This window comes from Microbacterium sp. Y-01, from assembly GCF_003856715.1.
GTDB classification, from domain to species: Bacteria; Actinomycetota; Actinomycetes; order Actinomycetales; family Microbacteriaceae; genus Microbacterium; species Microbacterium algeriense.
This window is the reverse complement of the sequence record NZ_CP024170.1, coordinates 3,152,472-3,174,438: the sequence shown is the minus strand read 5'-3', so window position 1 is coordinate 3,174,438 and position 21,967 is coordinate 3,152,472. Positions and strand designations below refer to the sequence as shown.

17 protein-coding genes and 1 pseudogene are annotated in these 21,967 nt (G+C 71.5%); 9 read left to right on the top strand and 9 right to left on the bottom strand.

Annotation, left to right across the window (positions count from 1 at the left end; translation table 11 throughout):
• Positions 1-22: 22 nt before the first annotated feature.
• The 3 genes and pseudogenes from CSX12_RS15240 to CSX12_RS15230 form a co-directional block, all read right to left on the bottom strand.
• A pseudogene (locus CSX12_RS15240) lies at positions 23-4,665 on the bottom strand (ATP-dependent helicase).
• Between the two features lie 94 nt (positions 4,666-4,759).
• The gene (locus CSX12_RS15235; protein WP_124896336.1) at positions 4,760-6,376 is read right to left on the bottom strand and encodes an ATP-binding cassette domain-containing protein; all 1,617 of its coding nucleotides are present in this window, start codon (positions 6,374-6,376) and stop codon (positions 4,760-4,762) included.
• 275 nt (positions 6,377-6,651) lie between these two features.
• The gene (locus tag CSX12_RS15230; protein WP_040568139.1) at positions 6,652-7,332 is read right to left on the bottom strand and encodes an alpha/beta fold hydrolase; all 681 of its coding nucleotides are present in this window, start codon (positions 7,330-7,332) and stop codon (positions 6,652-6,654) included.
• 76 nt (positions 7,333-7,408) lie between these two features.
• Here CSX12_RS15230 and CSX12_RS15225 point away from each other — a divergent pair, with 76 nt between their 5' ends.
• Positions 7,409-8,014 (top strand): DUF4916 domain-containing protein, encoded by a 606-nt coding sequence (locus CSX12_RS15225; RefSeq protein ID WP_017201660.1) that lies wholly within the window; start codon positions 7,409-7,411, stop codon positions 8,012-8,014.
• A gap of 20 nt (positions 8,015-8,034) precedes the next feature.
• Here the strand turns inward: CSX12_RS15225 and CSX12_RS15220 are convergent, their stop codons facing one another.
• Complete coding sequence (locus CSX12_RS15220) at positions 8,035-9,111, bottom strand: low specificity L-threonine aldolase (protein ID WP_124896335.1); 1,077 nt, start codon at positions 9,109-9,111, stop codon at positions 8,035-8,037.
• Positions 9,112-9,166: 55 nt separating this feature from the next.
• On the opposite strand from CSX12_RS15220, the gene CSX12_RS15215 reads away from it, so the two are divergent.
• On the top strand, positions 9,167-10,612 hold the full coding sequence (locus CSX12_RS15215; RefSeq protein ID WP_124896334.1) for an MFS transporter: 1,446 nt from the start codon (positions 9,167-9,169) through the stop codon (positions 10,610-10,612).
• Between the two features lie 134 nt (positions 10,613-10,746).
• On the opposite strand, the gene CSX12_RS15210 is transcribed toward CSX12_RS15215, so the two are convergent.
• Complete coding sequence (locus tag CSX12_RS15210) at positions 10,747-11,406, bottom strand: SDR family oxidoreductase (RefSeq protein WP_124896333.1); 660 nt, start codon at positions 11,404-11,406, stop codon at positions 10,747-10,749.
• A gap of 128 nt (positions 11,407-11,534) precedes the next feature.
• Positions 11,535-13,007 carry a DUF6421 family protein gene (locus tag CSX12_RS15205; protein ID WP_124896332.1) on the bottom strand — a complete coding sequence of 491 codons (1,473 nt, stop codon included), beginning with the start codon at positions 13,005-13,007 and terminating at the stop codon, positions 11,535-11,537.
• Between the two features lie 72 nt (positions 13,008-13,079).
• On the opposite strand from CSX12_RS15205, the gene CSX12_RS15200 reads away from it, so the two are divergent.
• Positions 13,080-13,535, top strand: coding sequence for an Lrp/AsnC family transcriptional regulator (locus CSX12_RS15200; protein WP_017201655.1), 456 nt, complete (start codon positions 13,080-13,082; stop codon positions 13,533-13,535).
• Positions 13,536-13,542: 7 nt separating this feature from the next.
• Here the strand turns inward: CSX12_RS15200 and CSX12_RS15195 are convergent, their stop codons facing one another.
• Positions 13,543-14,568 carry a DUF5937 family protein gene (locus CSX12_RS15195; RefSeq protein ID WP_124896331.1) on the bottom strand — a complete coding sequence of 342 codons (1,026 nt, stop codon included), beginning with the start codon at positions 14,566-14,568 and terminating at the stop codon, positions 13,543-13,545.
• Positions 14,569-14,613: 45 nt separating this feature from the next.
• On the opposite strand from CSX12_RS15195, the gene CSX12_RS15190 reads away from it, so the two are divergent.
• Genes CSX12_RS15190 through CSX12_RS15180 form a run of 3 tightly spaced genes read left to right on the top strand, consistent with a single transcriptional unit; the run spans position 14,614 to position 16,312 of the window.
• Positions 14,614-14,979, top strand: coding sequence for a cupin domain-containing protein (locus CSX12_RS15190; RefSeq protein WP_124896330.1), 366 nt, complete (start codon positions 14,614-14,616; stop codon positions 14,977-14,979).
• Between the two features lie 16 nt (positions 14,980-14,995).
• Entirely contained in the window at positions 14,996-15,286 is a 291-nt protein-coding gene (locus CSX12_RS15185; protein ID WP_124896329.1) for a DUF4287 domain-containing protein, read from the top strand.
• 51 nt (positions 15,287-15,337) lie between these two features.
• Positions 15,338-16,312: a 1,4-dihydroxy-2-naphthoate polyprenyltransferase gene (locus tag CSX12_RS15180; RefSeq protein ID WP_124896328.1), complete on the top strand. Its 975-nt coding sequence runs from the start codon at positions 15,338-15,340 to the stop codon at positions 16,310-16,312.
• 381 nt (positions 16,313-16,693) lie between these two features.
• Here the strand turns inward: CSX12_RS15180 and CSX12_RS15175 are convergent, their stop codons facing one another.
• Complete coding sequence (locus CSX12_RS15175) at positions 16,694-17,005, bottom strand: DUF4229 domain-containing protein (protein ID WP_124896327.1); 312 nt, start codon at positions 17,003-17,005, stop codon at positions 16,694-16,696.
• A gap of 9 nt (positions 17,006-17,014) precedes the next feature.
• Positions 17,015-17,953, bottom strand: coding sequence for a hypothetical protein (locus CSX12_RS15170; RefSeq protein WP_124896326.1), 939 nt, complete (start codon positions 17,951-17,953; stop codon positions 17,015-17,017).
• Positions 17,954-18,372: 419 nt separating this feature from the next.
• Here CSX12_RS15170 and CSX12_RS15165 point away from each other — a divergent pair, with 419 nt between their 5' ends.
• The 3 genes from CSX12_RS15165 to CSX12_RS15155 are packed head-to-tail and all read left to right on the top strand — an operon-like array spanning position 18,373 to position 21,880.
• The gene (locus CSX12_RS15165) at positions 18,373-19,353 is read left to right on the top strand and encodes a glycosyltransferase family 2 protein (protein ID WP_124896325.1); all 981 of its coding nucleotides are present in this window, start codon (positions 18,373-18,375) and stop codon (positions 19,351-19,353) included.
• On the top strand, positions 19,350-20,699 hold the full coding sequence (locus tag CSX12_RS15160; RefSeq protein WP_124896324.1) for a polysialyltransferase family glycosyltransferase: 1,350 nt from the start codon (positions 19,350-19,352) through the stop codon (positions 20,697-20,699). The genes CSX12_RS15165 and CSX12_RS15160 overlap by 4 nt, the downstream gene beginning before the upstream one ends.
• Positions 20,700-20,719: 20 nt before the next feature.
• Entirely contained in the window at positions 20,720-21,880 is a 1,161-nt protein-coding gene (locus CSX12_RS15155) for an acylneuraminate cytidylyltransferase (RefSeq protein ID WP_124896936.1), read from the top strand.
• Positions 21,881-21,967: the final 87 nt, after the last annotated feature.

The following is a 21,967-nucleotide window of genomic DNA, read 5'->3' as shown; positions in this document are numbered from 1 at the left end:
GGTCTCCAGCGTAGGCGCACGCTCAGACCGCCTTGCGGAGCGTGAAGCCGCGGGGTGTCTGCACGAATCCGGCCTCCTGCAGCGCGAGCGCGAGCTCCGTGCCGTATACGCCCTCGCCGTTGACCTTCTCGACGGTCAGGGTGTCGAGGCGTCGGCTGCGGGCGGTCGCCGCGAGGTCGGCGGCTGCGGCGCGGAGCATCTCCCCGTCGTCGCTGAACGACAGCACCGTGCGGCCACCGCGCTCGAGCGAGAGCACGAGCGCGCCGTCGACGAGCACGACGAGGGCGCCGGCCTTGCGCCCAGGGCGGTGCGACACCCCCTCGAGCTTGGGCCAGCCGAGTGCGGCACCGTACGGGTTCGCGGGATCGGTCGCCGCAAGCGTCACGGCCGTGCGCGGCGGCGGGTCGGCGAGGCCGGCGTAGGTGCGCAGCCGGTCGACCGTGCCGGAGGCGGCGAACTGGGCCGCGCCGAGCTTCTCGATCACGTAGCCGCGGCGGCAGTGGCCGGCCTCCTCGAATCCGGCCAGCACACGGTACGCCTGGGCGAAACCGCCGGGCACGCCCTCGGCCTGCACCGCGCCCCGTGTGACGACGCCGTAGCGATCGAGCAGGAGCCCCGCGGTGACGGTCGCGCGGCGCGAGGCGTCCTTCTCGGTCTCGGGCAGCAGCGACCAGCGTCCGCCGATCGAGGCGGGGCGGGGAGCGGTGCGGGTGAGGGACATCCCGCGATAGGTACGGGCCCGCGGAGCCTTCCGCTTCACCTTGTGCGCCTGCGACCCGCCGGCGAGCAGCGAGCGGATCGGTGCGAAGGTGTCGTTCGTCACGTGCCCCGACCAGGTGAGCGACCACAGCGCCTCCAGCACGGACTGCTCGTTCTCCGCCGCGGTCATCTCCTTGAGCTGGGCGGCGAAGTACGCGCCGCCGATCTGCAGAGACTGGAGGATCCGCGCCTCGAGGGAGTCGACCGCGATCTCGGCCTCGGGCTCGGGCAGCGTGAACGGGGCGAGGTCGGCGGGGTGCAGCGACACCCAGCCGTCGCGCCCGGGGAGCGTCCCGTGTCCGGACCAGATCACCTCGCCCGCCGAGGTCAGCTCGTCCAGCATCGCGGGGAGTAGTCGCGCACCCGGGACGGCAGGACGAGCGACTCCCACGCGCTCGCCGGGATCGGCACTCCGGCGAACTGCTCGATCACGGTGAGCACACCGTCGACGCCTTCCAGCGGCCGCCCGAGGTGCTGCCAGTCCGGCAGGAACCGCGCGTACGCCTCCGGCGACACCGGCTCCACGGACCCGCGGATCGCCGCGAGCGAGCGCATCCGGAGGCGGCGCAGCACCTCGCTGTCGCACCACTCGAGTTCGTCGCCGCTGCCGGCAGCCGTCGGCAGGAAGTAGCCGCTGGTGAGGCGGCCGGCGGTCTCGAGTCTCTGCAGCGTGTGTCGGGCGACAGCGGCGCCGAGGCCGAAGCGGGCGGCGACGGCATCCGTCGTGAACGGGCCGTGGGTGCGCGCGTGACGGGCGACCAGGTCGCCGAGCGGATCCGCGACGGGTTCGAGGAAGGCGACGGGGATGCCGGTGGGGAGGGCTGTGCCCAGCGCGTCCCGCAGCCGACCCGCGTCTTCGATCGCGGCCACACGGCTCGCGCCGGCGACCGTCACCGGGATGGCTCTGCGCGCCGCGATGAGCTGGTCGAGCAGCGCAGCGGCCGTCGCCCCGTCGGTCGAATCGGGGTCGAGGCGCGCAGCGACCTCCTCGGCGTCGAGCGGGCCGAGCATCCGCAGCAGGTCGGCCACGCCCTCGAGTCCGCGCGCGCGGCGGTCGGGATCGAGCCGCTGCGCCTCGCGCTCGAACTGCGCGATGACGTCGGGGTCGAGCAGTTCGCGCAGCTCGACCGTGCCGAGCAGCTCGCCCAGCAGGGCAGGGTCGACGGACAGCGCCGTCGCCCGGCGTTCGGCGAGCGGCGAGTCGCCCTCGTACATGAACGCGCCGACGTAGCCGAAGAGCAGATCGCGCGCGTAGGGCGAGGGTTGGCCCGGTTCGGTCTCGATCAGGCGGATGCGGCGGTCCGCGATCGAGGTGGCGAGCGTGCGGAGGGAGGGGAGGTCGTAGACGTCCTGCAGCACCTCGCGCAGCGTCTCCAGGATCACCGGGAAGGTGGGATGGCGCCGCGCGACCTCGAGCAGCTGCGCCGATCGCTGACGCTGCTGCCACAGCGGCGTGCGCTTGTTCGGATTCATGCGCGGCATCAGCAGGGCGCGAGCGGCGCACTCCCGGAAGCGCGAGGCGAACAGCGCGGACCCGCCCACCTCCTGCGTGACCAGGACCTCGAGCTCATCCGGATCGAACACGAACAGCTCGGCACCCGGAGGCTCGGCTTCGGCATCGGGGATGCGCACGATGATGCCGTCGTCGCTCGCGACCGCGGAGCCCTCGACCCCGAGGCGCTCCCTGACGCGGGCGTTGATCGCCAGTGCCCACGGCGCGTGCACCTTCATGCCGTACGGGGAATGCAGGATGACGCGCCAGTCGCCGACCTCGTCGCGGCCGCGCTCGACGGTGAGGGTGCGGTCGGTGGGCAGGGTGCCCGTCGCCTCGCGCTGCTCGGTCAGATGGGCCATCAGGTTCGCGCGCGCCTGCTCGTCGAGACCGGCGTCGATCAGCCGCTGCTGCGCCTTCTCGGGGGCGGCGGACGACACCTCGCGGGAGAACGCGCCCAGCGCTTCGCCCAGCTCGAACGGTCGGCCGATGCCGTCGCCGTGCCAGAACGGCACCTTGCCCGGCTGTCCGTAGGCGGGGATCACGTTGACGCGATCGTGCGTGATCTCCGCGATCCGCCAGCTCGTGGTACCGAGCGTGAACACGTCGCCGACCCGCGACTCGTAGACCATCTCCTCGTCGAGCTCGCCAACGCGGGCTCCGGTGGACTCCCCGGCCACGAACACCCCGAACAGGCCGCGGTCGGGGATCGTGCCGCCGCTGGTGACCGCGATCCGCTGGGCGCCCGGTCGTCCCGTCAGCGTCCCGGCGTCGCGGTCCCACACGAGTCGAGGGCGCAGTTCCGCGAACTCGTCGGAGGGGAAGCGTCCGGCCAGCAGGTCGAGCGTCGCCTCGTACGCCGAACGGGGGAGCGCCTGGAAGGGGGCGGAGCGGCGGACCGTCTCGAACCACTCCTCGACGCTGATCGCTCCGAGCGCGCTCGCAGCGACGGTCTGCTGCGCGAGGATGTCGAGCGGATTGCGCGGCACCTGGATGGCCTCGATCTTGCCGGCCAGCATCCGCTCGGTGACGATCGCGGTGTGCAGCACGTCGCCGCGATGCTTCGGGAAGAGAGCCGCACGGCTGATCTCGCCCACCTGGTGACCGGCGCGGCCCACACGCTGCAGACCCGAGGCCGCCGAGGGCGGGGCCTCGACCTGGATGACCAGATCCACCGCGCCCATGTCGATGCCGAGCTCGAGGCTGCTGGTCGCGACGACGCAGCGCAGCACACCCGACTTCAGCTCCTCCTCCACCTGGGCGCGCTGCTCCTTGGAGACCGAGCCGTGGTGGGCCTTCGCCAGCACCGGGTCCGCACCGGCGGTCGCTCCGGCCTGCGCCATCATGGCCGCCGGCACGGTCGCCTCCGGCAGGGCCACGCCGATCCGCTCGGAGTAGATCTCGTTCAGTCGTCCGGTCAGCCTCTCGGCGAGCCGGCGGGAGTTGGCGAACACGATCGTCGAGTTGTTCTGCAGGATGCGGTCGACGATCGCCTCCTCCACGTGCGGCCACACCGATCCGGTGACCTCGGTGTACTCGGCGTCCTCCGCACGGAGCTCGGCCCCCGCGCCAGACGCGGCACCGGGAGGCGGCGGGGGATTGGTCATGTCGTCCATCGGCACGACGACGCCGAGCTCGAACGTCTTGGACGCCGGCGGTGCGACGATCTCCACGGGAGCCGCGCCGCCGAGGAACCGGGCCACCTCGTCGATCGGACGCACGGTGGCCGAGAGCCCGATGCGCTGCGCGGGCGGGACCGCACCGGACCCGTCAGCCCGTCCGAGGGTGGGTCCCTGCGCCTGTCGAAGGGCGTGTGCGGAGCGCAGCGCGTCGAGCCGTTCCAGGCTGACCGCGAGGTGCGCTCCGCGCTTGGTGGCTGCGACGGCGTGCACCTCGTCGATGATCACGGTGTGCACGTCGCGCAGGGTCTCGCCCGCGCGGCTCGTGAGCATGAGGTAGAGCGACTCGGGCGTCGTGATCAGGATGTCGGGCGGATCCGAGACGAGCTTGCGGCGATCGCTGGAGGTGGTGTCGCCGGAGCGGACCCCGACGGTGACGGCGGGGGCGTCGACGCCCAGCCGGCGCGCCGACTGCCCGATGCCGACCAGAGGCGAGCGGAGGTTGCGCTCCACGTCGACGCCGAGCGCCTTGAGCGGCGAGATGTAGAGGATGCGGGTGCGGGGGGAATCCTTCTTCGGCTCCTCGGGTGCGGCCATGCGCTCGCGGAAGACGCTGTCGATCGCCCACAGGAACGCGGACAGCGTCTTGCCCGAGCCGGTGGGCGCGACGACGAGCGCGTGCTTGCCCGCGGAGATCGCCTCCCAGGCTCCGGTCTGGGCGGGCGTGGGCGCGCTGAAGGCACCACGGAACCAGTCCTGCGTGGCCGGGGTGAAACGGTCGAGCACATCGCTCATCCCTCCATCATGCGTGCTGCCACCGACATCGGGGTCGTGACGCCGGACCTCGGGGCGGATGCTCCCGAGGCCCGGCGTCGTCGAAGCGGCTGATTCAGGAGCCGAGCGAGACCTCCTGGAGTCTCCCGTCGCCGTCGATCTCGAGTGTCAGGTCGAGGTCGAGCCGGCGCAGGAACGCGTCGTCATGGCTCACGACCAGCACAGCGCCCCGGTAGGCGCGCAGCGCCTCGACGAGCTGGTCGACCGTGTCGAGGTCGAGGTTGTTCGTCGGCTCGTCGAGCACCACGAGGTGCGGAGCGGGGTCGGCGAGCAACAGCTTCGCCAGCGCCACGCGGAAGCGCTCGCCGCCGGAGAGCGCTGCGACCGGGCGCTCCGCCGTGGCGCCGCGGATCAGGAATCGCGCGAGCCGGTTCCGGAGCTCCTTCTCGGGAACGTGCGGAGCCGCCGCGGCGATGTTCTCGAAGACGGAGCGATGCTCGTCGAGACCGTCCACCCGCTGCGGGAGGTACCCGATCAGGTCGGTGTGGGCCTCGGCGTGCAGGCCGCCCTCGAACGGGCGCGCATCCGCGACCAGCCGCTCCAGCAGGGTGGTCTTCCCGGCGCCGTTGCGCCCGATCAGGGCCACGCGCTCCGGGCCCTGGATCACCCAGGCCCGCTCCTCTTCCGCGATCGTCGCGATGCGTCGGCTGCGGGAGACCTGCGGGTCGGGCAGCTCGATCTTCATCGACGCGTCGGAGCGCACGCGGCGCCCCGCTTCGTCGAGGACGGACCGTGCCGCCTCCTCCTTGGCCCCGACCTCGATGCGCAGCTTCCCTGCCGAGACCTCCGCGGCCATCTTCCGACCATGGGCGACGATCTTCGGCACGCGCTTCTCGATCTCGGCCTTCTTGGCCGTCCGCGCACGGTGCGCGAGCTTGACCTCGGCCTCGATCCGCTGGCGCTTCTCCTTGCGGAGCGTCTGAGCGGCCGTGGCCTCGGCCTGTCTCGCGGCATCCTGGTCCGCATCCAGCCAGGCGCGCCACTCGGAGTAGGGGCCGCCGAACACGCTCAGCGTGCGGCCGTACAGCTCGGCGGTGTCGTCCATCAGCTCGAGCAGCGACAGGTCGTGGCTGACGACGATGAGCGTGCCCTTCCAGGCCTGCACCATCGCCGCGAGCTTCGCTCTGGCGTCGCGGTCGAGGTTGTTGGTCGGCTCGTCGAGGAGCGTGATCGGCGCGCGACGGAGCCGGATCCCGGCGATCGCGACGAGCACGGCCTCTCCTCCGGAGAGCTCGCCGACACGGCGATCGAGGAACTCCGGCGCGAGGCCGGCCTCGGCCAGTGCGGCCTCGGCGCGCGCCTCGATGTCCCAGTCGTCGCCGACGGCATCGAAGTGCGCGGGGTCGACGTCGCCGGCCGTGATGGCCCGGACGGCGTCGAGCGCCGCGGACACCCCGAGCAGCTCGGCGACCCGACGATCGACGTCGAGCGTGAGCTGCTGCGGCAGGTACGCGACCTCGCCCGAGGCGGTGACGAACCCGGATGTGGGTGCGAGCTCGCCGGCCATCAGCCGCAGCAGTGTGGACTTGCCTGCGCCGTTGCGTCCGACGAGGCCGGTGCGTCCGGAGCCGAACGCTCCGGACACCGCGTCGATGGCGGTCGTCCCGTCCGGCCAGGTGAAGGTGAGTCGTTCGAGGATGACCGACGCGTGAAGGGGTGCGGGGTGTGACATGAGTGTCTCCTGTCGAGTGCGAGGGTGCACTGACACCGAGCCCCAGGCGGTCCGTGAGGAGTCACAGGACGCGGGGGAGAGGGTCTGCCGTGGAGTCGGCGATCGTCGGGTCAGCGCGCGGAAAGAGGAGCGCGGAGGCGACGGATCAGATCAAAGGACTTCCAGACACGGCGGACAGGACTCCCCGACGATACCCGGGCGTGTCGGCGTTCCGCAACCCCGGGCGTGTCGCGCGCTCATCGCCGCGAAGGGCTCGCGCCCGCGGAGCACGATCCTCAGGCGGGGCGCGGGCCCTCTTCCTGATCCGCGCCGATCCCCTCGATCCACTTGGTGAGGAAGCGGTGCACGTCGGCGAGCTCCTCCTCGGAGATGCTGTGCGTGAGCCCGGTGTAGACCCGGCCGGAGAGGTCGGCGTGCCCGGGCAGCCACTGCGCGGTGTGGTCGACGAGTGCGGGCGGGATGACGTCGTCGTGCGTGCCGCGACCCCAGAAGACCGGAGGGCGCAGCTCGGTCAGCGTCTCGTCTCCGGGGAGGTCGCCCGGAGCCGCGTATCCGCTCAGGGCGACGACCGCGCCGAAACGCTCCGGGGCGAGGCGCAGCGCCTGCAACGACACGGCCGCACCCTGCGAGAAGCCGAGCAGCGCGACCGAGGGGGAATCGCCCGCCGCGGCATCGAGCCAGCGGAGGAACGCCTCGGCGGCGATCGTCACGGCCTCGGGGCTGCGGCCGTCGAGCCCGTCGATGGCGTACCAGGAGCGCCCGGGCATGGGCCACGGCGGGGCGAGGGGAGCGGCGACGGAGGCGACCGCGATGCCGGAGGGCAGATACGGGACGAGTCCGAACAGGTCGTGCTCGTCGGCGCCGTAGCCGTGCAGCAGCACGAGCAGCGGCATCCCTCCGCGGTCGGGGGAAGACCATCTGGTCGCGGTGTCGTCGATCGTCAGGTTCTCGGTCACACCGTCATCCTGCCAGCAGGCACGGACCTCGGAGCCGCCGGTGTCGGTGCGGAGGGACGGCTGGTAGAAAGGACACATGGCGGTGCGCACACCTGATCCCGATCCGGAGCCCGAAGACGAAGGTCTCGGAGCCTTCCCGGATGCGAACCCGCCCGCGCCGGGTGCGAACCCCGGCTGGCTGAGCGAGTTCGAGCTCGCCGAGGCGCGTCGCCGCCTGCCGATGCTCTACGTCGAGGCGATCCCCGTGCGCACGGACGGCTCAGGGCAGGTGACCGAGATCGGCATCCTGCTGCGCTCCACGCCGCTGGGCGAGATGACCCGCACGATCGTGTCCGGGCGGGTCCGCTTCGGCGAGACCATCCGCGACGCGCTGTTCCGGCACGTCGAGAACGACCTCGGCCCGATGGCCTTCCCGCTGCTGCCGCCGCAGCCGCTGCCCTTCACGGTCGCCGAGTACTTCCCGATCCCCGGGGTCAGCGCCTTCCACGACGACCGGCAGCACGCCGTGTCCCTGGCGTTCGTCGTGCCGGTGACCGGCACGTGCGAGCCGCGTCAGGACGCCCTCGAGGTCACCTGGTTCTCCCCGGAGGCCGCGGCATCGGATGCGGTCGCCGCCGAGATGGAGAGCGGTCGCGGCACCCTGGTCCGTCAGGCTCTGGCATACCTGGGGCTCCTGCGCTGACGCCGCGCCCGCGGGCGCGGTCAGGCCGAGGCGTCGCGGGTGAGCGGGGCCAGGGCGGCCACGAAGGCGTCGACGTCCGACTCCTCGGTGTCGAAACCGCACATCCAGCGGACCTCCTTGCGCGCCGCATCCCAGTCGTAGAAGCGGAACACGTCGCGGAGGCGATCGGCCACGCCCTCGGGGAGAGTGGCGAACACACCGTTGGCCTGCGTCGGCTGCGTGAACTCGACGCCGCGGATGGAGCCGTCGGCGATGCCGGCCTCGACCGCCGAGCGCAGGCGTGCGGCCATGGCGTTCGCGTGGCGGGCGTTGCGCAGCCACAGGTCGCCGTCGAGCAGCGCGATCAGCTGGGCCGAGACGAAGCGCATCTTCGACGAGAGCTGCATGTTGAACTTGCGGGCGTACTGCAGGCCGTCCGCGGCGTCCGGGTTCAGGACCACGATGGCCTCGCCGAGCATGGCGCCGTTCTTGGTGCCGCCGAAGGTGAGCACGTCCACCCCGGCGTCCCGCGTGAACGCGCGCAGCGGCAGGTCGAGCGCCGCCGCCGCGTTCGACAGTCGCGCGCCGTCGACGTGCAGCTTCATGCCGCGGGAGTGCGCGTGGTCGGCGATCGTGCGGATCTCGTCCGCGGTGTACAGGGTGCCGAGCTCGGTCGACTGCGTGATCGAGACGACCAGCGGCTGCGCCCGGTGCTCGTCGCCCCAGCCCCAGGCCTCGCGGTCGATGAGCTCCGGGGTGAGCTTGCCGTCGTCGGTGGGGACGGTGAGGAGCTTGAAGCCGCCGATCTTCTCCGGCGCTCCGCCCTCGTCGACGTTGATGTGCGCGGTCGATGCGGCGATCACGGCGCCCCAGCGCGGGAGCATGGACTGGAGACCGGTGACGTTCGCGCCGGTGCCGTTGAACACCGGGTAGGCCTGCGTGCCCTCGCCGAAGTGCTCCTGGAAGACCTCCTGGAGCCGCGCGGTGTACGCGTCCTCGCCGTAGGCGACCTGGTGGCCGCCGTTCGCCGCCGCCATGGCCGCCAGGACCTCGGGGTGGATGCCGGAGTAGTTGTCGCTGGCGAAGCCCCGGATCGCGGGGTCATGCTGGATGCTCACCGCTCAAGCCTAATCGCCCTACCGGATGTCCCCGGCCCGCTCTACCCTCGAAGCCATGGAGCGCACCGCAGCGAAGACGGCCTTCGCCAACGTCCTCGTCAACACGCTGATCGCCAACGTGACGACGAGCTTCCTCTGGTTCGCCCTCACGTTCTGGGTGTACATCGAGACGCAGTCGGTGCTGGCCACCGGCATCATCGGCGGCGCTTACATGCTGCTCGTGGCGTTCTTCGCGATGGTGTTCGGCACGATCGTCGACCGGCACCGCAAGCACCGCGTGATGCTGCTGTCGAGCGTGATCTCCGCCGCCGCCTTCCTGATCGCCGGGGTGCTGTACCTCTGGCAGCCGGAATCCGCGCTGCTGGACCTCGGCGGGCCGTGGTTCTGGCTGTTCGCCGGCGTGATCCTGTTCGGCGGTGTCATCGAGCAGCTGCGCAACATCGCGCTCTCCACCACGGTGACGCTGCTCGTCCCGGAGGAGAAGCGCGCGAACGCCAACGGTCTGGTCGGCACGGTGCAGGGACTGGCGTTCCTCGTCACGAGCGTGTTCTCCGGGCTGTCGATCGGCTTCCTCGGGATGGGCTGGACGCTGGGGATCGCGATCGTCGCGATGGCCCTCACCTTCGCGCACCTGCTGTTCATCCGCATCCCGGAGGAGGAGCCGGAGGCCGACCCCGAGGCCAAGAGCGCGATCGACTTCCGCGGCAGCGTGCGGGCCATCCGCCTCGCGCCCGGCCTCTTCGCGCTGATCGTGTTCTCGACCTTCAACAACCTCATCGGCGGCGTCTACATGGCGCTCATGGACCCGTACGGCCTGACGCTCTTCGACGCGCAGATGTGGGGGTTCGCTCTCGCTTTCGCCTCCACGGGTTTCCTGATCGGCGGCGGACTCGTGGCGAAGTTCGGCCTCGGTGCGAGACCGGTGCGCACGATGCTGCTCGTCGTGATCGCGATGGGCCTGCTCGGCTCGGTGTTCATGCTGCGCGAGTGGTGGCCGCTGTACGTGGTCGGCATGTGGATCTACATGGCGCTGGTGCCGCCCGTCGAAGCGGCGGAGCAGACCGTGATCCAGAAGGTCGTCCCCTTCGCCCGACAGGGCCGGGTGTTCGGCACCGCGGCGGCCATGGAGGCTGCGGCCGCACCGGTCACGGCCTTCCTGATCGCCCCGATCGCCGAGTTCCTCGTGATCCCGTACATGAAGACGGCCGAGGGTCAGCGGCAATGGGGGTGGCTGCTCGGGGAGGGAGAGGCGAGGGGCATCGCCCTGATCTGCCTGTTCGCCGGACTCATCATGGTCGTCGCGGCGACGCTGGCGTTCTTCACCCGGTCCTATCGCAGGCTCACCGAGCTGTACGCCGAGGCGCCGGAGCAGGAGGTCGGGCCGGACGGTGACGCCGACGGTGATGCCGATTCCGACGTCGCGGGGGAGGCGCCGTCGGACCGAGACCCGCGCCGGGAGGCCCCGCCGGTCGTGCCCGGAATGCCGCCCGAGTCCCGGTGAGCCCAGACGATTCCCCGAGCCCCGGACGATTCCCGGACGCTTCAGTGGAGAATCCTCCGCAGATCGTCGCTCCGTCGCCGGAACGTCACCGCCCGTCCGAGCCGGACTGGCCGGACCGACCTTCCGCCCGTCCGTCAGTCGAGGTCGAACACCCGGTCGTTGAGGTCGACGGCGTCCGCATCCCAGAGCGTGACCACCCGTGCGGCCAAGACCTCGGGATCGAGCGCCTTCGCCCGGAACACGACGGATGCCGCACGCAGCGGCTCGGCGGCCTCGCGGGCCGCCTTGGCGTACCCGTGTGCGACCGCGCGCGCCCAGGCTTCGCTCGCGGCCTTCACCGCGGCATAGTTCGCCCCGCCCGCGAGCGGCCTTGCGACCGCCGTCGACGACACGATCGCGAACCGGCCCGCTCCGGACGCGCGCAGCGCCGCATCGAACGCCCGACTCGTCGCTCGCACGGCATCGAGCGCCGGCAGCAGTTCGGCGAAGTCATCGTCCGACTGCCCGGCGAGCCCACCTCCACCGCGCCAGCCTCCGACCAGCGGGATCACTCCGTCCACACCGCCGATCTGCCCGGCCAGGGCCGTCATCTCGTCGAGCGAGGTCGCATCCGCGAGGAACACCTGCGCACCCGCACCTGCCAACGGCTCCAGTCGTGCGGCCGAGCGGCCGGTTGCGATCACGTGGGCGCCCGCCGCGTGCAGGGCCTGTGTCAGGGCGAGTCCCGCTGCACTGGTCGCTCCGGCGAGCACCACGGTACGTCCGTCCAGTCTCGCATCGATGGCTTCATCCATGTCGCTCACTCTTCCGGTCAGGAGTGCTTCTGCGGCCGGAACCCGCGGAGATCCGCAGAACAGGTTCCGGCCGCAGCGCGGTGCGCCCCAGCGTCACATCGGTCGCGCGCCCTCGGCGCGCGGAGTCGTCAGTCGTCCGTTCCTCGGATGCCGACCGTCGACTCGATGACGGGCTTCATCTTCTTGTCGAGGGTCTCGAAGAACATCGACAGCGGGAACTCGTCATCCAGCACGGCGTCCGTGTAGCCCTTCGGCGCTCCGGCCAGCACCTCGTCCGACAGTCCGCGTGCCCACCGCGAGGCGGGGTGCGGGGTGAGCGTGCCGCGGACCAGCTCGTAGGCGGCGAGCCAGTGCGCGACCTTGGGGCGGTCGATCGAGTGCCAGTACAGGTCGTCGATCGCGTCGCCGAGGGCCACGACGGCGTCCGGCACGTTCTCCCAGTCGAAGGCGAGCGCCGTGTCGGTCCAGTGCAGCACGCCGCGCTGGTGCAGCCACGCGAACAGGAGCTGGCCGCCCACCGCGTCGTAGTTGCGCACGCGCGTGCCGGTGATGGCGAAGCGGAAGATGCGGTCGAAGATCACGGCGTACTGCACCAGGTGCGCGTACTCGTGCATCTCCCGCTCGGTCTCCGTGAGCTCCTCGCCCGCGGCGACCCTGGCGTCCAGCGCCCGCTCGATCTTCACCGACTCGCGGAACGCCGTCATGTCGCACCGCATCTCCTCCAGCGAGTAGAGGAAGAACGGCATCCGCTGCTTGATCATGAACGGGTCGAAGGGCAGGTCCCCGCGCATGTGAGTGCGGTCGTGGATGATGTCCCACATCACGAAGGTCTTCTCGGCGACCTCCTGATCCTCCAGCATCGCCGCAGCGCGCTCCGGGAGGTCGAGGTTGGTGATCTCCGAGGCCGCACGGACCACGCGGCGGTAGCGGGCCGCCTCCCGGTCCTGGAAGATCGCGCCCCAGGTGAAGGTCGGGATCTCGCGCATGGCGACTGTCTCCGGGAACAGCACCGCGGAGTTCGTGTCGTAGCCGGGCGTGAAGTCGACGAGCCGCAGCGAGACGAAGAGCTTGTTGCCGTAGTCGCCGGCCTCGAGCGCCGCGATGAACTCCGGCCAGATGGTCTCGACGATGAGCGCCTCGACCAGGCGGTCGCTCGAACCGTTCTGGGTGTACATCGGGAAGACGACGAGGTGGCGGATGCCGTCGACGCGGTGCTGCTGCGGCTGGAACGCCACCAGCGAGTCGAGGAAGTCCGGCACACCGAAGTCCTCCGCCGCCCAGCGCTCGAAGTCGGCGACGGACGCCGCGAGGTACTCGGCGTCGTGCGGGAAGGCGGGGGCGAGCGCGCGGATCGCGGCGGTGATCTCCCCGACGAGGGCGGTCGCCCGGTCCTTGGTCGCCGAGTTTGTCGAAGCGCCAGGGATCGAACCGTCCTTGATCTGCAGCTCACGGATGGCGATCGCCGCCTGCTTGAGCTGCGCCCAGGCGGCGGAGTTCTCGACGCTTTGCGCCTGCGCTGAGCCTGTCGAAGCGTCCTCGACGACCTCGGGTTCGCCGACGATGGCCTGAACAGCGGAACTGTTGGCGGAAACGAGGGACATCGGAACCTCCGATCGCGGGAAATGGCGGAAAGATTCCGGTAATAGCGGAATCCTGACGATAATCTTACAGCTATGGATGATTCTGTCGACCGCGCGATCCTGGCCGCGATCTCCCGAGACGGCCGCGCCACGCTCTCCCAGCTGTCCGATGCGGTGGGCCTGTCGGTGTCGGCCGTGCAGTCACGGCTGCGGCGCCTGGAGACGCGCGGTGTGATCAGCGGCTACCGGGCGATCCTCGACCCGGAGCAGGTGGGCACGCCCCTGTCCGCCTTCATCGAGATCACCCCGCTCGACCCGGCGCAGCCGGACAACGCCCCCGAGCTCCTGGAGCACCTCGATGCGATCGAGGCGTGCCACTCCATCGCGGGAGACGCGAGCTACATGCTGTTCGTCCGCGTGCCGACGCCGCGGGCGCTCGAGGAGCTCGTCCGAGACGTGCGTCTGGCCGCCAATGTGAGCACGCGCACCACCGTGGTGCTGCAGACCTACTACGAGCACCGGCCGATCATCCCCGTCGCCGCCGAATAGTCGAGGCTCAGAGCACCGCGCCCACCATCGCCTCGCCGAGCGGTGTCCGCAGGTGGAGCATGCGCGCCCCGTCGCGTTCGCTGGTGACGAGCCCCGCGCCGCGGAGGACGGCGAGGTGGTGCGAGGCGGTCGAGACGGCGATGCCGGCGTCGGCGGCCACTTGCGACGTGGTGCGCGCCGTGCCGGCCGCCAGGAGGATGCCGCCGCGGACCGCGCCCAGCAGCGCACCCAGCGCGGCGGCGATGTCGGCGCTGTCGCGGGCCCACCCGGCTGTGACGCCGCGCGCCGGATAGAAGAGCGTCGGCTGCGCCGGTGGCTCGGTGAGGACCATGCATCCCCACGACGACATGACCGACGGCACCAGCACCAGCCCGCCGCCGCGGCAGTCGACCTGCTCGCTGTGACGGCGCAACGCGACCCGTACCGCCCCTCCGCCCCACGACACCTGCGGATGCAGATCGCCCGCCATGCTCGCGATGCCTGCGGTCGCGATCGTCCGCGAACGGACGGCGACGTCGGCGCGCAGGAGACGCTCGAGCTGCGGCCAGACCGGCGAGAGGGCGGCATCCCACACCGCGGCCCAGGCGTCGGCGATCATCCCCCGGGCTCGCGCGGGATGCTCCTGCATCTCCCGCAGCGCCTGCTGTCGGGCTCCCGCCGAGCGCCGCACCATCTTGCCGAAGTCGACGCGCATCGGATCGAGCGGTGCGGCGCGCAGCTCGTCGAGTTCGATCTCGGGTGTCAGGTCCCAGCGGGGCGCCGTCGTCAGGAAGTCCGGCAGGTAGCCGTCGTCGCCGACCACCGTGGCGAGGAGCGCGAAGTCGTCGCGCGGGAGGCGATCCCGCACCGCGCGCAGCCAGCCCCACTGCAGCGGGTGGGCGGCGGGCCTGCGCAGCACCCGGACCGCGTGCGCCAGTTCGTGCCCGGGGGAGATGCCGAATCGCACCGCCTCGACATCCCCGGGGCTGAGGTGGAACTCGACCCGATGGTCCGGGTGCTCGACGCCCTCGACCGGGCCGGAGTTTCGATCCACATCGAAACTCTAGGGAGCGGTCGACGTGCTGTCGAGACTGGACCCATGAACAGCAGCTCGCTCTCCTCCGGCGTCGTCGTCCCCGGCGCCGAGATCCGGATCGGCACGGGGCGCAGTCGACGATTCGTCGGCGCGGAGCACGGCGCGGCGGTCTCCTACTTCTGGGTGGAGAATCAGCCGGGAGAGGGGCCGGGGCTGCACTGGCACCCCTACCCGGAGACCTGGGTCGTCGTCGAAGGCGTTGCCTCGATCACCGTGGGCGAGGAGACTTTCCTGGCCGGCGCGGGCGACACCGCGACAGGTCCGGCGTTCGTCCCCCACCGCTTCGTCAATGCGGGTGACGGCGAGCTCAGGATCCTCGGCATCCACGCGTCCCCCACCATCATCCAGACCTTCCTCGACGAGGACTGACCCACCAGGAGCACCCGTGTCCTTCCAGGCATACCTCGACAACATCGAGACCAAGACCGGCCTCACGCCGCGCCAGTTCATCGACCTCGCTGCCGAGAAGGGGTTCGACAGCACCACCAAGGCGGCTCCCATCGTCGCCTGGCTCAAGGAGGACTATCAGCTCGGTCAGGGCCATGCCATGGCGCTCGTCCACGTGATCACCAAGGGGCCGCAGATCAGCGACAAGCACGTGGGCAGCGGCGGCACGCACGCCGATGCGTCGAACACACTGTGGCTCGACGGCAAGGACACCAACCCCGACCGCTGAGCCCGCCCCCGCGGACGAGGGCGCATCGGCGCGACGACTAGGATTCCGTGGGTGGCAGCATCCTCTCAGCGCAAGAAGAAGAACCGGCGCGCCCAGCGCACGACGAGCCGCACGAGCGGCAATCCGGCCAGGCGCCCTGTGGTCGAGGCGGGTCCGGTGACGGCATCCGACTGGATCGGCGCGGCGCGACTGCGCACCCTCCCGCTCGCGATCGCCCCCGTGGTCATCGGCACGGGAGCGGCGCGCAGCACGGGGCCCGAGTTCCACTGGGTCATCGCGCTCGCGTGCCTCGCTGTGGCCGTGCTGCTGCAGATCGGCGTGAACTTCACGAACGACTACAGCGACGGCGTGCGGGGAACGGACGCCCACCGCGTCGGCCCGGCCCGGCTCACCGCCTCCGGCCGAGTGCGGCCGCGCACGGTGCTCATCATCGGGCTGATCTTCTTCGCCCTCGCCGCCCTGGTCGGACTCGCGATCGTGGTGCGGACAGGGCAGTGGTGGATGCTGGCCGTCGGTGCCGCGTGCATCGTCGCCGCCTGGTTCTACACCGGAGGCAAGCGCCCGTACGGCTACTACGGCCTGGGCGAGGTGTTCGTGTTCGTGTTCTTCGGGCTCGTCGCGACGCTCGGCACCACGTGGGTGCAGATCTTCGACCTGCCGCAGCAGGCGTGGCTGGGCGCGATCGCCGCCGGGCTGTTCGCGTGCGCGGTGCTGCTCGCCAACAACCTGCGTGACATCGACCAGGATCGCGAGGTCGGCAAGCGCACGCTCACGGTCCTGATCGGCCGCAGAGCGACCCAGGTGCTGTTCACCCTGTTCGTGCTCGCCCCGTTCGGCATCGCCGTGCTGCTCGCGCTGCTGTTCCCGATCGCGTGGATCTCGCTCCTCGCGCTGCTGGCCGGGCTCCCCGCGATCCTGATCGTGTGGACCTACCGTCAGCCCAAGGAGCTGGTCACCGCCCTCGCCCTGACCTCCCTGACGTCCCTGCTGTACGCCGTCGCCCTCTTCTGGGCCTTCGCCGGCTGACCCGCCCCTCGCATCCCGCGATTCCCCGCACAACTTCGGAGATTCGCCGCGACATGCCGGGACTCCCCGCACAACTTCGGAGATCCGCCGCGAGACGCCGGGGTGAAGGATGGATGCCGCGGCGTGTCGTCCCGGATCTCCGAAGTTGTGCAGGCCGGGCGGGGCCGTGCGGAGCGGGAGGGGCCGACGGGGCGGGCCAGCTCGTGCCGGGGGCGGAGCGGGCCGGCGGGAATGCCGCGGCACAACTTCGGAGATTCGCCGCGACATGCCGGGGCGAAGGGTGGATGCCGCGGCGTGTCGTCCCGGATCTCCGAAGTTGTGCGTGGCGGGCGGGGCCGTGCGGAGCGGGCGGGGCCGGGCGGGGCGGAGGAGCCGGGGTGGTCAGGGGCGGGTGGGGGAGTCGCTGTCGGAGGCGGGGGGCTCGGCGTCGATGACCGCGTCCTCGGTCTCGGCGTCGGCCTGGGCGCCGGTCGTGCGGGCCTCGCGGCGTTCGTGAAGGCGCGCCGAGGCGTCCGTGAGAGGTGCACGCAGGAACAGCATCGAGATGCTGACGCCGATGAGGGCGGCGAAGATCGCGGCGAGCCACCAGAGCTCGCGGAAGATGGGGAAGAAGAGCCAGAGGATGGCGAGCGGGACGAGGAACGCCAGCAGCCGCAGCACGGAGTAGACGAGGAGGGGTGCGGACTTCTTCACCCTCCCAGTCTACGTTCGCCGAGGCGAGGGGTCCGTGCGCCCGCCGTCGATACCGAGGCGGGAGAAGGGGATGCCCCGGACGACCCGGTGCCAGGGGTGCTCTCCCAGGGACCAGAGCAGGCGGGCGTCGGGGTCGAGGGCGAGGTCCTCGCATCCGACCGGCAAGGGTACGCGGTCCTGTCGCAGCGTGTCACGACCACCGCTCCACAGGGTGCCGGGTCGCAGGTCGTCGGACTGGGACACGAAGTAGCGGTCGCCCCAGCGGACGACTCCCTGCATGCGCGGTATCGCCGGGGCGAAGCGGTCGACCTCGACGAAACCGGAGCTCGTCGTCGCGCCCTCGTCCTCGGGGAGGGTGAACTCGCCGATGCGTCCGCTGTCGTCGGTGCGGTGCTCTCCGATGAGCACGCGCGGCACGGGGGTGCCGTCGTCCGCGAACACCCGACCGAGATACGAGCAGCGCAGGGCCACCGGATGCACGCGGGTGCGCACCGCGACGAGCGCGGTCGTCCGTCCGCCGCGGCGTCGGCTGCCCGCCACGCGTTGCGCGACCGCACCGCGGACCTTCCGGATGCCGCCCAGGTCGAACTCCCAGATGCCGCGACCCGTCGCGGCGACGAACAGTCGATCGCCGAACCAGGCGAGACCACCGGCGTGGATGGGGGCCGGCCGCAGCTCCCCCTCCTCATCCGTGAGCGCGAGCAGCACGTCGAGGTGTCGGGAGCGCTCGAGGTCGACGAACGTGACGCGCGAGGCGAGGTGCACGCCGTCCAGTCTCTGCCGGAACCAGGTGACGGCGACGGTGCGGCGACCCTGCCACGTGCCGAGGTCGATGCCCTGCGGGTACCAGCGCCGGGTCCAGGTCCGCGCACTGAGCCACCGCAGGTCGACCGTGTCGCGCTGCCGGTGTCGCACCGGGCGCCAGGTCGATCCGAAGGGCCAGAGCATGCCCTCCATCGTCGCCCATCTCGACCAGGGGCGCGAACCCGCGGCGGCGGCCCGAGGCCTCCCTGGTGCGCGATCTGCGCTGACTGACATGTATCATGTTACTCGTGGTCGTGACCCTCTCGAGGGAAGCGCACGACCGGAGAGACGTCTCGGGGCCGGCTGATGGGGGTTGGCGGGTCCCGCGACGATGAGGCCACCTTCGGGCGGTCTCATCCCGAACGCCTCGCGTTCGGCAGTGCGATGCACTGGGAGGTGTGGTCCCGTTCGGGTGCGGGGCCACACCTCAACGCCGCCCCGTCTCACGCTCCTGCCTCCGGGCGTCCGGCGCCGGCCGCGAAACCCGGTGTTCACCTCCGCGTCGCCATCCGGCAAGGCGCTCCTGACACCATCCCCGGACACCACCTGTCCCCGGGAGCCCTGTGCGCACACCCCTCGTCACCGTCATTCTGCCCGCCAAGGACGCCGGGGAGTACATCGGGACGACACTCGAGACCCTCACCCGGCAGTTCGAGGACCCCTCGTCCCTGAAGCTGGTCGCGATCGACGACGGCTCGCGCGATGACACCGGCGCCCTGATGCGGCAGTACGCGGAGCGCTTCCCGCACGCGGAGGTGATCAGGAACCCCACGGCCCGAGGCCTGGCGAGCGCCCGCAACCAGGGTCTGCTGCGCGTCGAGAGCGAGGCGTTCTGCTTCCTCGACGGCGACGACTGGATGCAGCCGCGGCGCCTGAAGGTGCTCTCCTCCCGGCTCCGCGCCCTCGACGCCGACTTCCTGCGCACGGATCATGTGCGGGTCACGGGGCAGCAGCGGACGCTCGTGCGCGCGCCGCATCCCTGGCGTGAAGAGCTGCTGCCGCCGCGGGAGGCGATCCTGCCCGAGCACGAGTCGACCATGGTCGACTACCCCTACGCCTGGGCGGGCATCTTCCACCGGCGCGTGATCGACCGCGGTCTGGCCGCGTTCCCCGAGGGGCTGTTCACGGCGGAGGATCGCCCCTGGATCTGGCGGCTGCATCTGCAGGCCCGGTCGTTCGCGGTCGTCGACGCCCCGGCGCTGCTGTACCGACGCGGCGTGGCCACGTCTCTCACTCAGGCGCGGGATCGACGGCAGCTGGACTTCGTGCGGGCCATGGACGAGGTCATCGCGATGGTCGAGCGAGATGCGGAGGCCGAGCGGTTCACCCCCAAGGTCGTCTGGACGGCGCTCGCCCTCAGCTCGCACCACCTGGTGCGCGCGCGGCGGATGAGCCCGTCGGTGCGGACAGAGATGCGGGCCGGGATCGGGCGGATGCTGCGACGGCTTCCTGCCGGGGAGACGGCGGCCGTGCTCGCGCGCTTCGACGGTCCGCGGCGTCGGGTGCTGGCGCGACTGCTCCGACAGGCGGGACGGTCGGCATGACGCAGCTCTTCGCCCTGCACAGCGCGTACGGACTCGCGAGCGCCGCCGCGGCCATCGACGACGGGCTTCCGGGCGACGGCTCCGAGCGCCTCCTGGTGCCGTTCACCTCCTCGCGAGTGCCCGAGACGGCGGTCGGCATCGCGGATGATCCGGTGCTGAGATCGCTGCGTGCCCGCTTCGACCGCATCGAGCCGCTGGAGGACGTTCTCGGGCCCCAGCATCCGAGCTCCTGGCAACCGGAGGAGGCCGACCTCCCGATGCTGGAGCGGCTGCTCGTCCGCGCCTGGGGGCTCGATCCCGACGACCTCGAGGTGTTCGTGCAGAGTCCTCAGGTCGCGCCGGCCCGCACGCTCATGACGCTGTTCCCTCGGGCGCGGATCACGATCGTGGGCGACGGTCTCATGACGTACTCGCCGATGCGCGTGCGGCTGCCGTATCCGGTGGCGGCGCGCATCCGGCGTGTCCTCCACGCCGACGTGGTGCCGGGTGTGCGTCCGCTGGTCGGGTCGCCGGACGCGGAGCTCGTCCCGGTGGCGCCGGAGCGGTTCGCCGCGGTGCTCCGGGAGACGGACGAGGCCGGCAGGGCCGCGGTGCCCGGGACAGACGGGGCCTCGACCGTGCTCGTGCTCGGTCAGTACCTCTCCGCACTGGGCCTCATGACACCGGCGCAGGAGATCGATCTGCAGGCTTGGCTGGTCGACCGGGCGGCCCGCTGGGCGCCGCAGCGCATCGTCTTCAAACCGCATCCCGCCGCCCCGCCACTCGTGACGACGGCCGTGCGGGACCGCGCGGTCGCGCACGGGATCGACTTCGTCGAGTACCGGGGTCCGCTCGCGGCGGAACTGCTCGCAGAGCGCTTGGACGCGGTGGCGGTCGTCGCGGGGTTCTCCACGGCGCTGCCCACCGTGCGCGCGCTCTTCGGTCGCGAGATCGGCTCCGCGGGACTCGACGGGGTCCTGTCGGGGTTGACGCCGTTCGAGAACAGCAACCGGATCCCGGCCACCCTGGTCGACGCCCTCACCCGGGACGGCTCGCCATACACCGCGCCGGAGAGGCTGCAACTCCTGGTCGACGCCGTGGGGTACGCGATGCAGCCGGAGGTCGCGGGGCATCTGCGCGGGCGTGCTGAGGAGTTCCTCGACGGCCTGGATCCGCGGGAGCGCGACCGGTACTTCTCGGCGCGCCGACTCGGCGAGCTGCGCCTGCCCGGAGCCCCGCGGGAGAACCTGCTGCGGCGGGCGGTGCGGCCGGCGGGAGGAGTCGGCAGGATCGAGGAGTGGCGGCTCACGGCACTCGGGGCGCGAAGACGCCTCGGGCGGGCATGGCGGGCGCTGCGAGGACGATGACGATGACGAGGGAGCGGATCATGGCGGAGCACGGACCGAGGACCGTGGCGGTCATCCCGGCGCGCGGCGGATCGAAGCAGGTGCCCCGCAAGAACGTGCAGCGGGTCGGCGGGGTGCCTCTCGTCGAGCGCGCCGTGCGGACCGCGTCGTCCGCCGACGGCATCGACCTCGTGGTGGTCTCCACCGACGACGACGAGATCGCCGCGATCGCCGAGGCGGCGGGCGCCCGGGTGGTCCGTCGCCCGGCGGAGATCGCCGGAGACACCGCGACGTCGGAGAGCGCGATCCTGCACGCCCTGGATGCCCTCGAGGATGACGGCACGCCGGTGGACGTCGTCGCCTTCCTGCAGGCGACCTCGCCGTTCATCCCGAGCGACGCGCTCGCCGCCGCCGTGGCGGAGGTGCGCGCCGATCGCGCCGACAGTGTCTTCGCGGCACACGAGACCTACGGCTTCCTGTGGCGCGACGACGAGCAGGGTGCGGCGGTGGCCGTCAACCACGACGCCGCCCACCGGCCGCGTCGGCAGGACCGCGAGCCGCACCTGCTCGAGACCGGCGCCTTCTACGTGTTCCGTGCCGACGGCTTCCGCGAGAGCAGGCACCGGTTCTTCGGCAGGATCCGCGCCGCGCGCGTGCCGGAGTGGACGGCGATCGAGATCGACGACGCGGATCAGCTGCGCATCGCCAGGGCGCTCGCGGCCCTGCACGACTCCGCCCCGTCGATCCCGGTCCGCGCGGTCGTCACGGATTTCGACGGCGTGCACACCGACGACACCGCGATCGTCGACGCAGACGGCGGAGAGCGCGTGCGGGTCAGCCGGGAGGACGGCATGGGAGTCTCGCTGCTGCGCCGTGCCGGCATCCCGATGCTGATTCTGTCGACCGAGGTGAATCCCGTCGTCCGCGCTCGGGCCGACAAGCTCCGCGTGCCCGTGCTGCACGGCATCGACGACAAGGAGTCCGCGCTGCGGAGCTGGGCGGAGCAGAACGCGGTGGCGCTTGCCGACATCGCCTACCTCGGCAACGACGTGAACGACCTGCCGGCGATGCGGATCGTCGGGTGGCCGGTCGCGGTGGCCGATGCGCATCCCCTGGTGCGCGAGGAGGCGCGGGTGGTGCTGACGCGTCGGGGTGGCGACGGCGCGGTGCGGGAGCTCGTCGAACGCGTGTTGTCGAGCTGACCGCCGCCGGTAACCCGGTCGTCGCACGGTGTTCACCCGCGGCCCGTAGTCAGGAGGGAAGGGTGTCTTCCCGCCCGACGACCGGAG

What these genes read in the sequence shown, in the direction of transcription:
- CSX12_RS15210 (WP_124896333.1), bottom strand. Translation starts at nt 11,406, where the DNA reads ATGGATGAAGCCATCGATGCGAGACTGGACGGACGTACCGTGGTGCTC.
- CSX12_RS15170 (WP_124896326.1), bottom strand. Translation starts at nt 17,953, where the DNA reads ATGCTCTGGCCCTTCGGATCGACCTGGCGCCCGGTGCGACACCGGCAG.
- CSX12_RS15235 (WP_124896336.1), bottom strand. Translation starts at nt 6,376, where the DNA reads ATGTCACACCCCGCACCCCTTCACGCGTCGGTCATCCTCGAACGACTC.
- CSX12_RS15215 (WP_124896334.1), top strand. Translation starts at nt 9,167, where the DNA reads ATGGAGCGCACCGCAGCGAAGACGGCCTTCGCCAACGTCCTCGTCAAC.
- CSX12_RS15205 (WP_124896332.1), bottom strand. Translation starts at nt 13,007, where the DNA reads ATGTCCCTCGTTTCCGCCAACAGTTCCGCTGTTCAGGCCATCGTCGGC.
- CSX12_RS15160 (WP_124896324.1), top strand. Translation starts at nt 19,350, where the DNA reads ATGACGCAGCTCTTCGCCCTGCACAGCGCGTACGGACTCGCGAGCGCC.
- CSX12_RS15200 (WP_017201655.1), top strand. Translation starts at nt 13,080, where the DNA reads ATGGATGATTCTGTCGACCGCGCGATCCTGGCCGCGATCTCCCGAGAC.
- CSX12_RS15225 (WP_017201660.1), top strand. Translation starts at nt 7,409, where the DNA reads ATGGCGGTGCGCACACCTGATCCCGATCCGGAGCCCGAAGACGAAGGT.
- CSX12_RS15190 (WP_124896330.1), top strand. Translation starts at nt 14,614, where the DNA reads ATGAACAGCAGCTCGCTCTCCTCCGGCGTCGTCGTCCCCGGCGCCGAG.
- CSX12_RS15155 (WP_124896936.1), top strand. Translation starts at nt 20,720, where the DNA reads ATGGCGGAGCACGGACCGAGGACCGTGGCGGTCATCCCGGCGCGCGGC.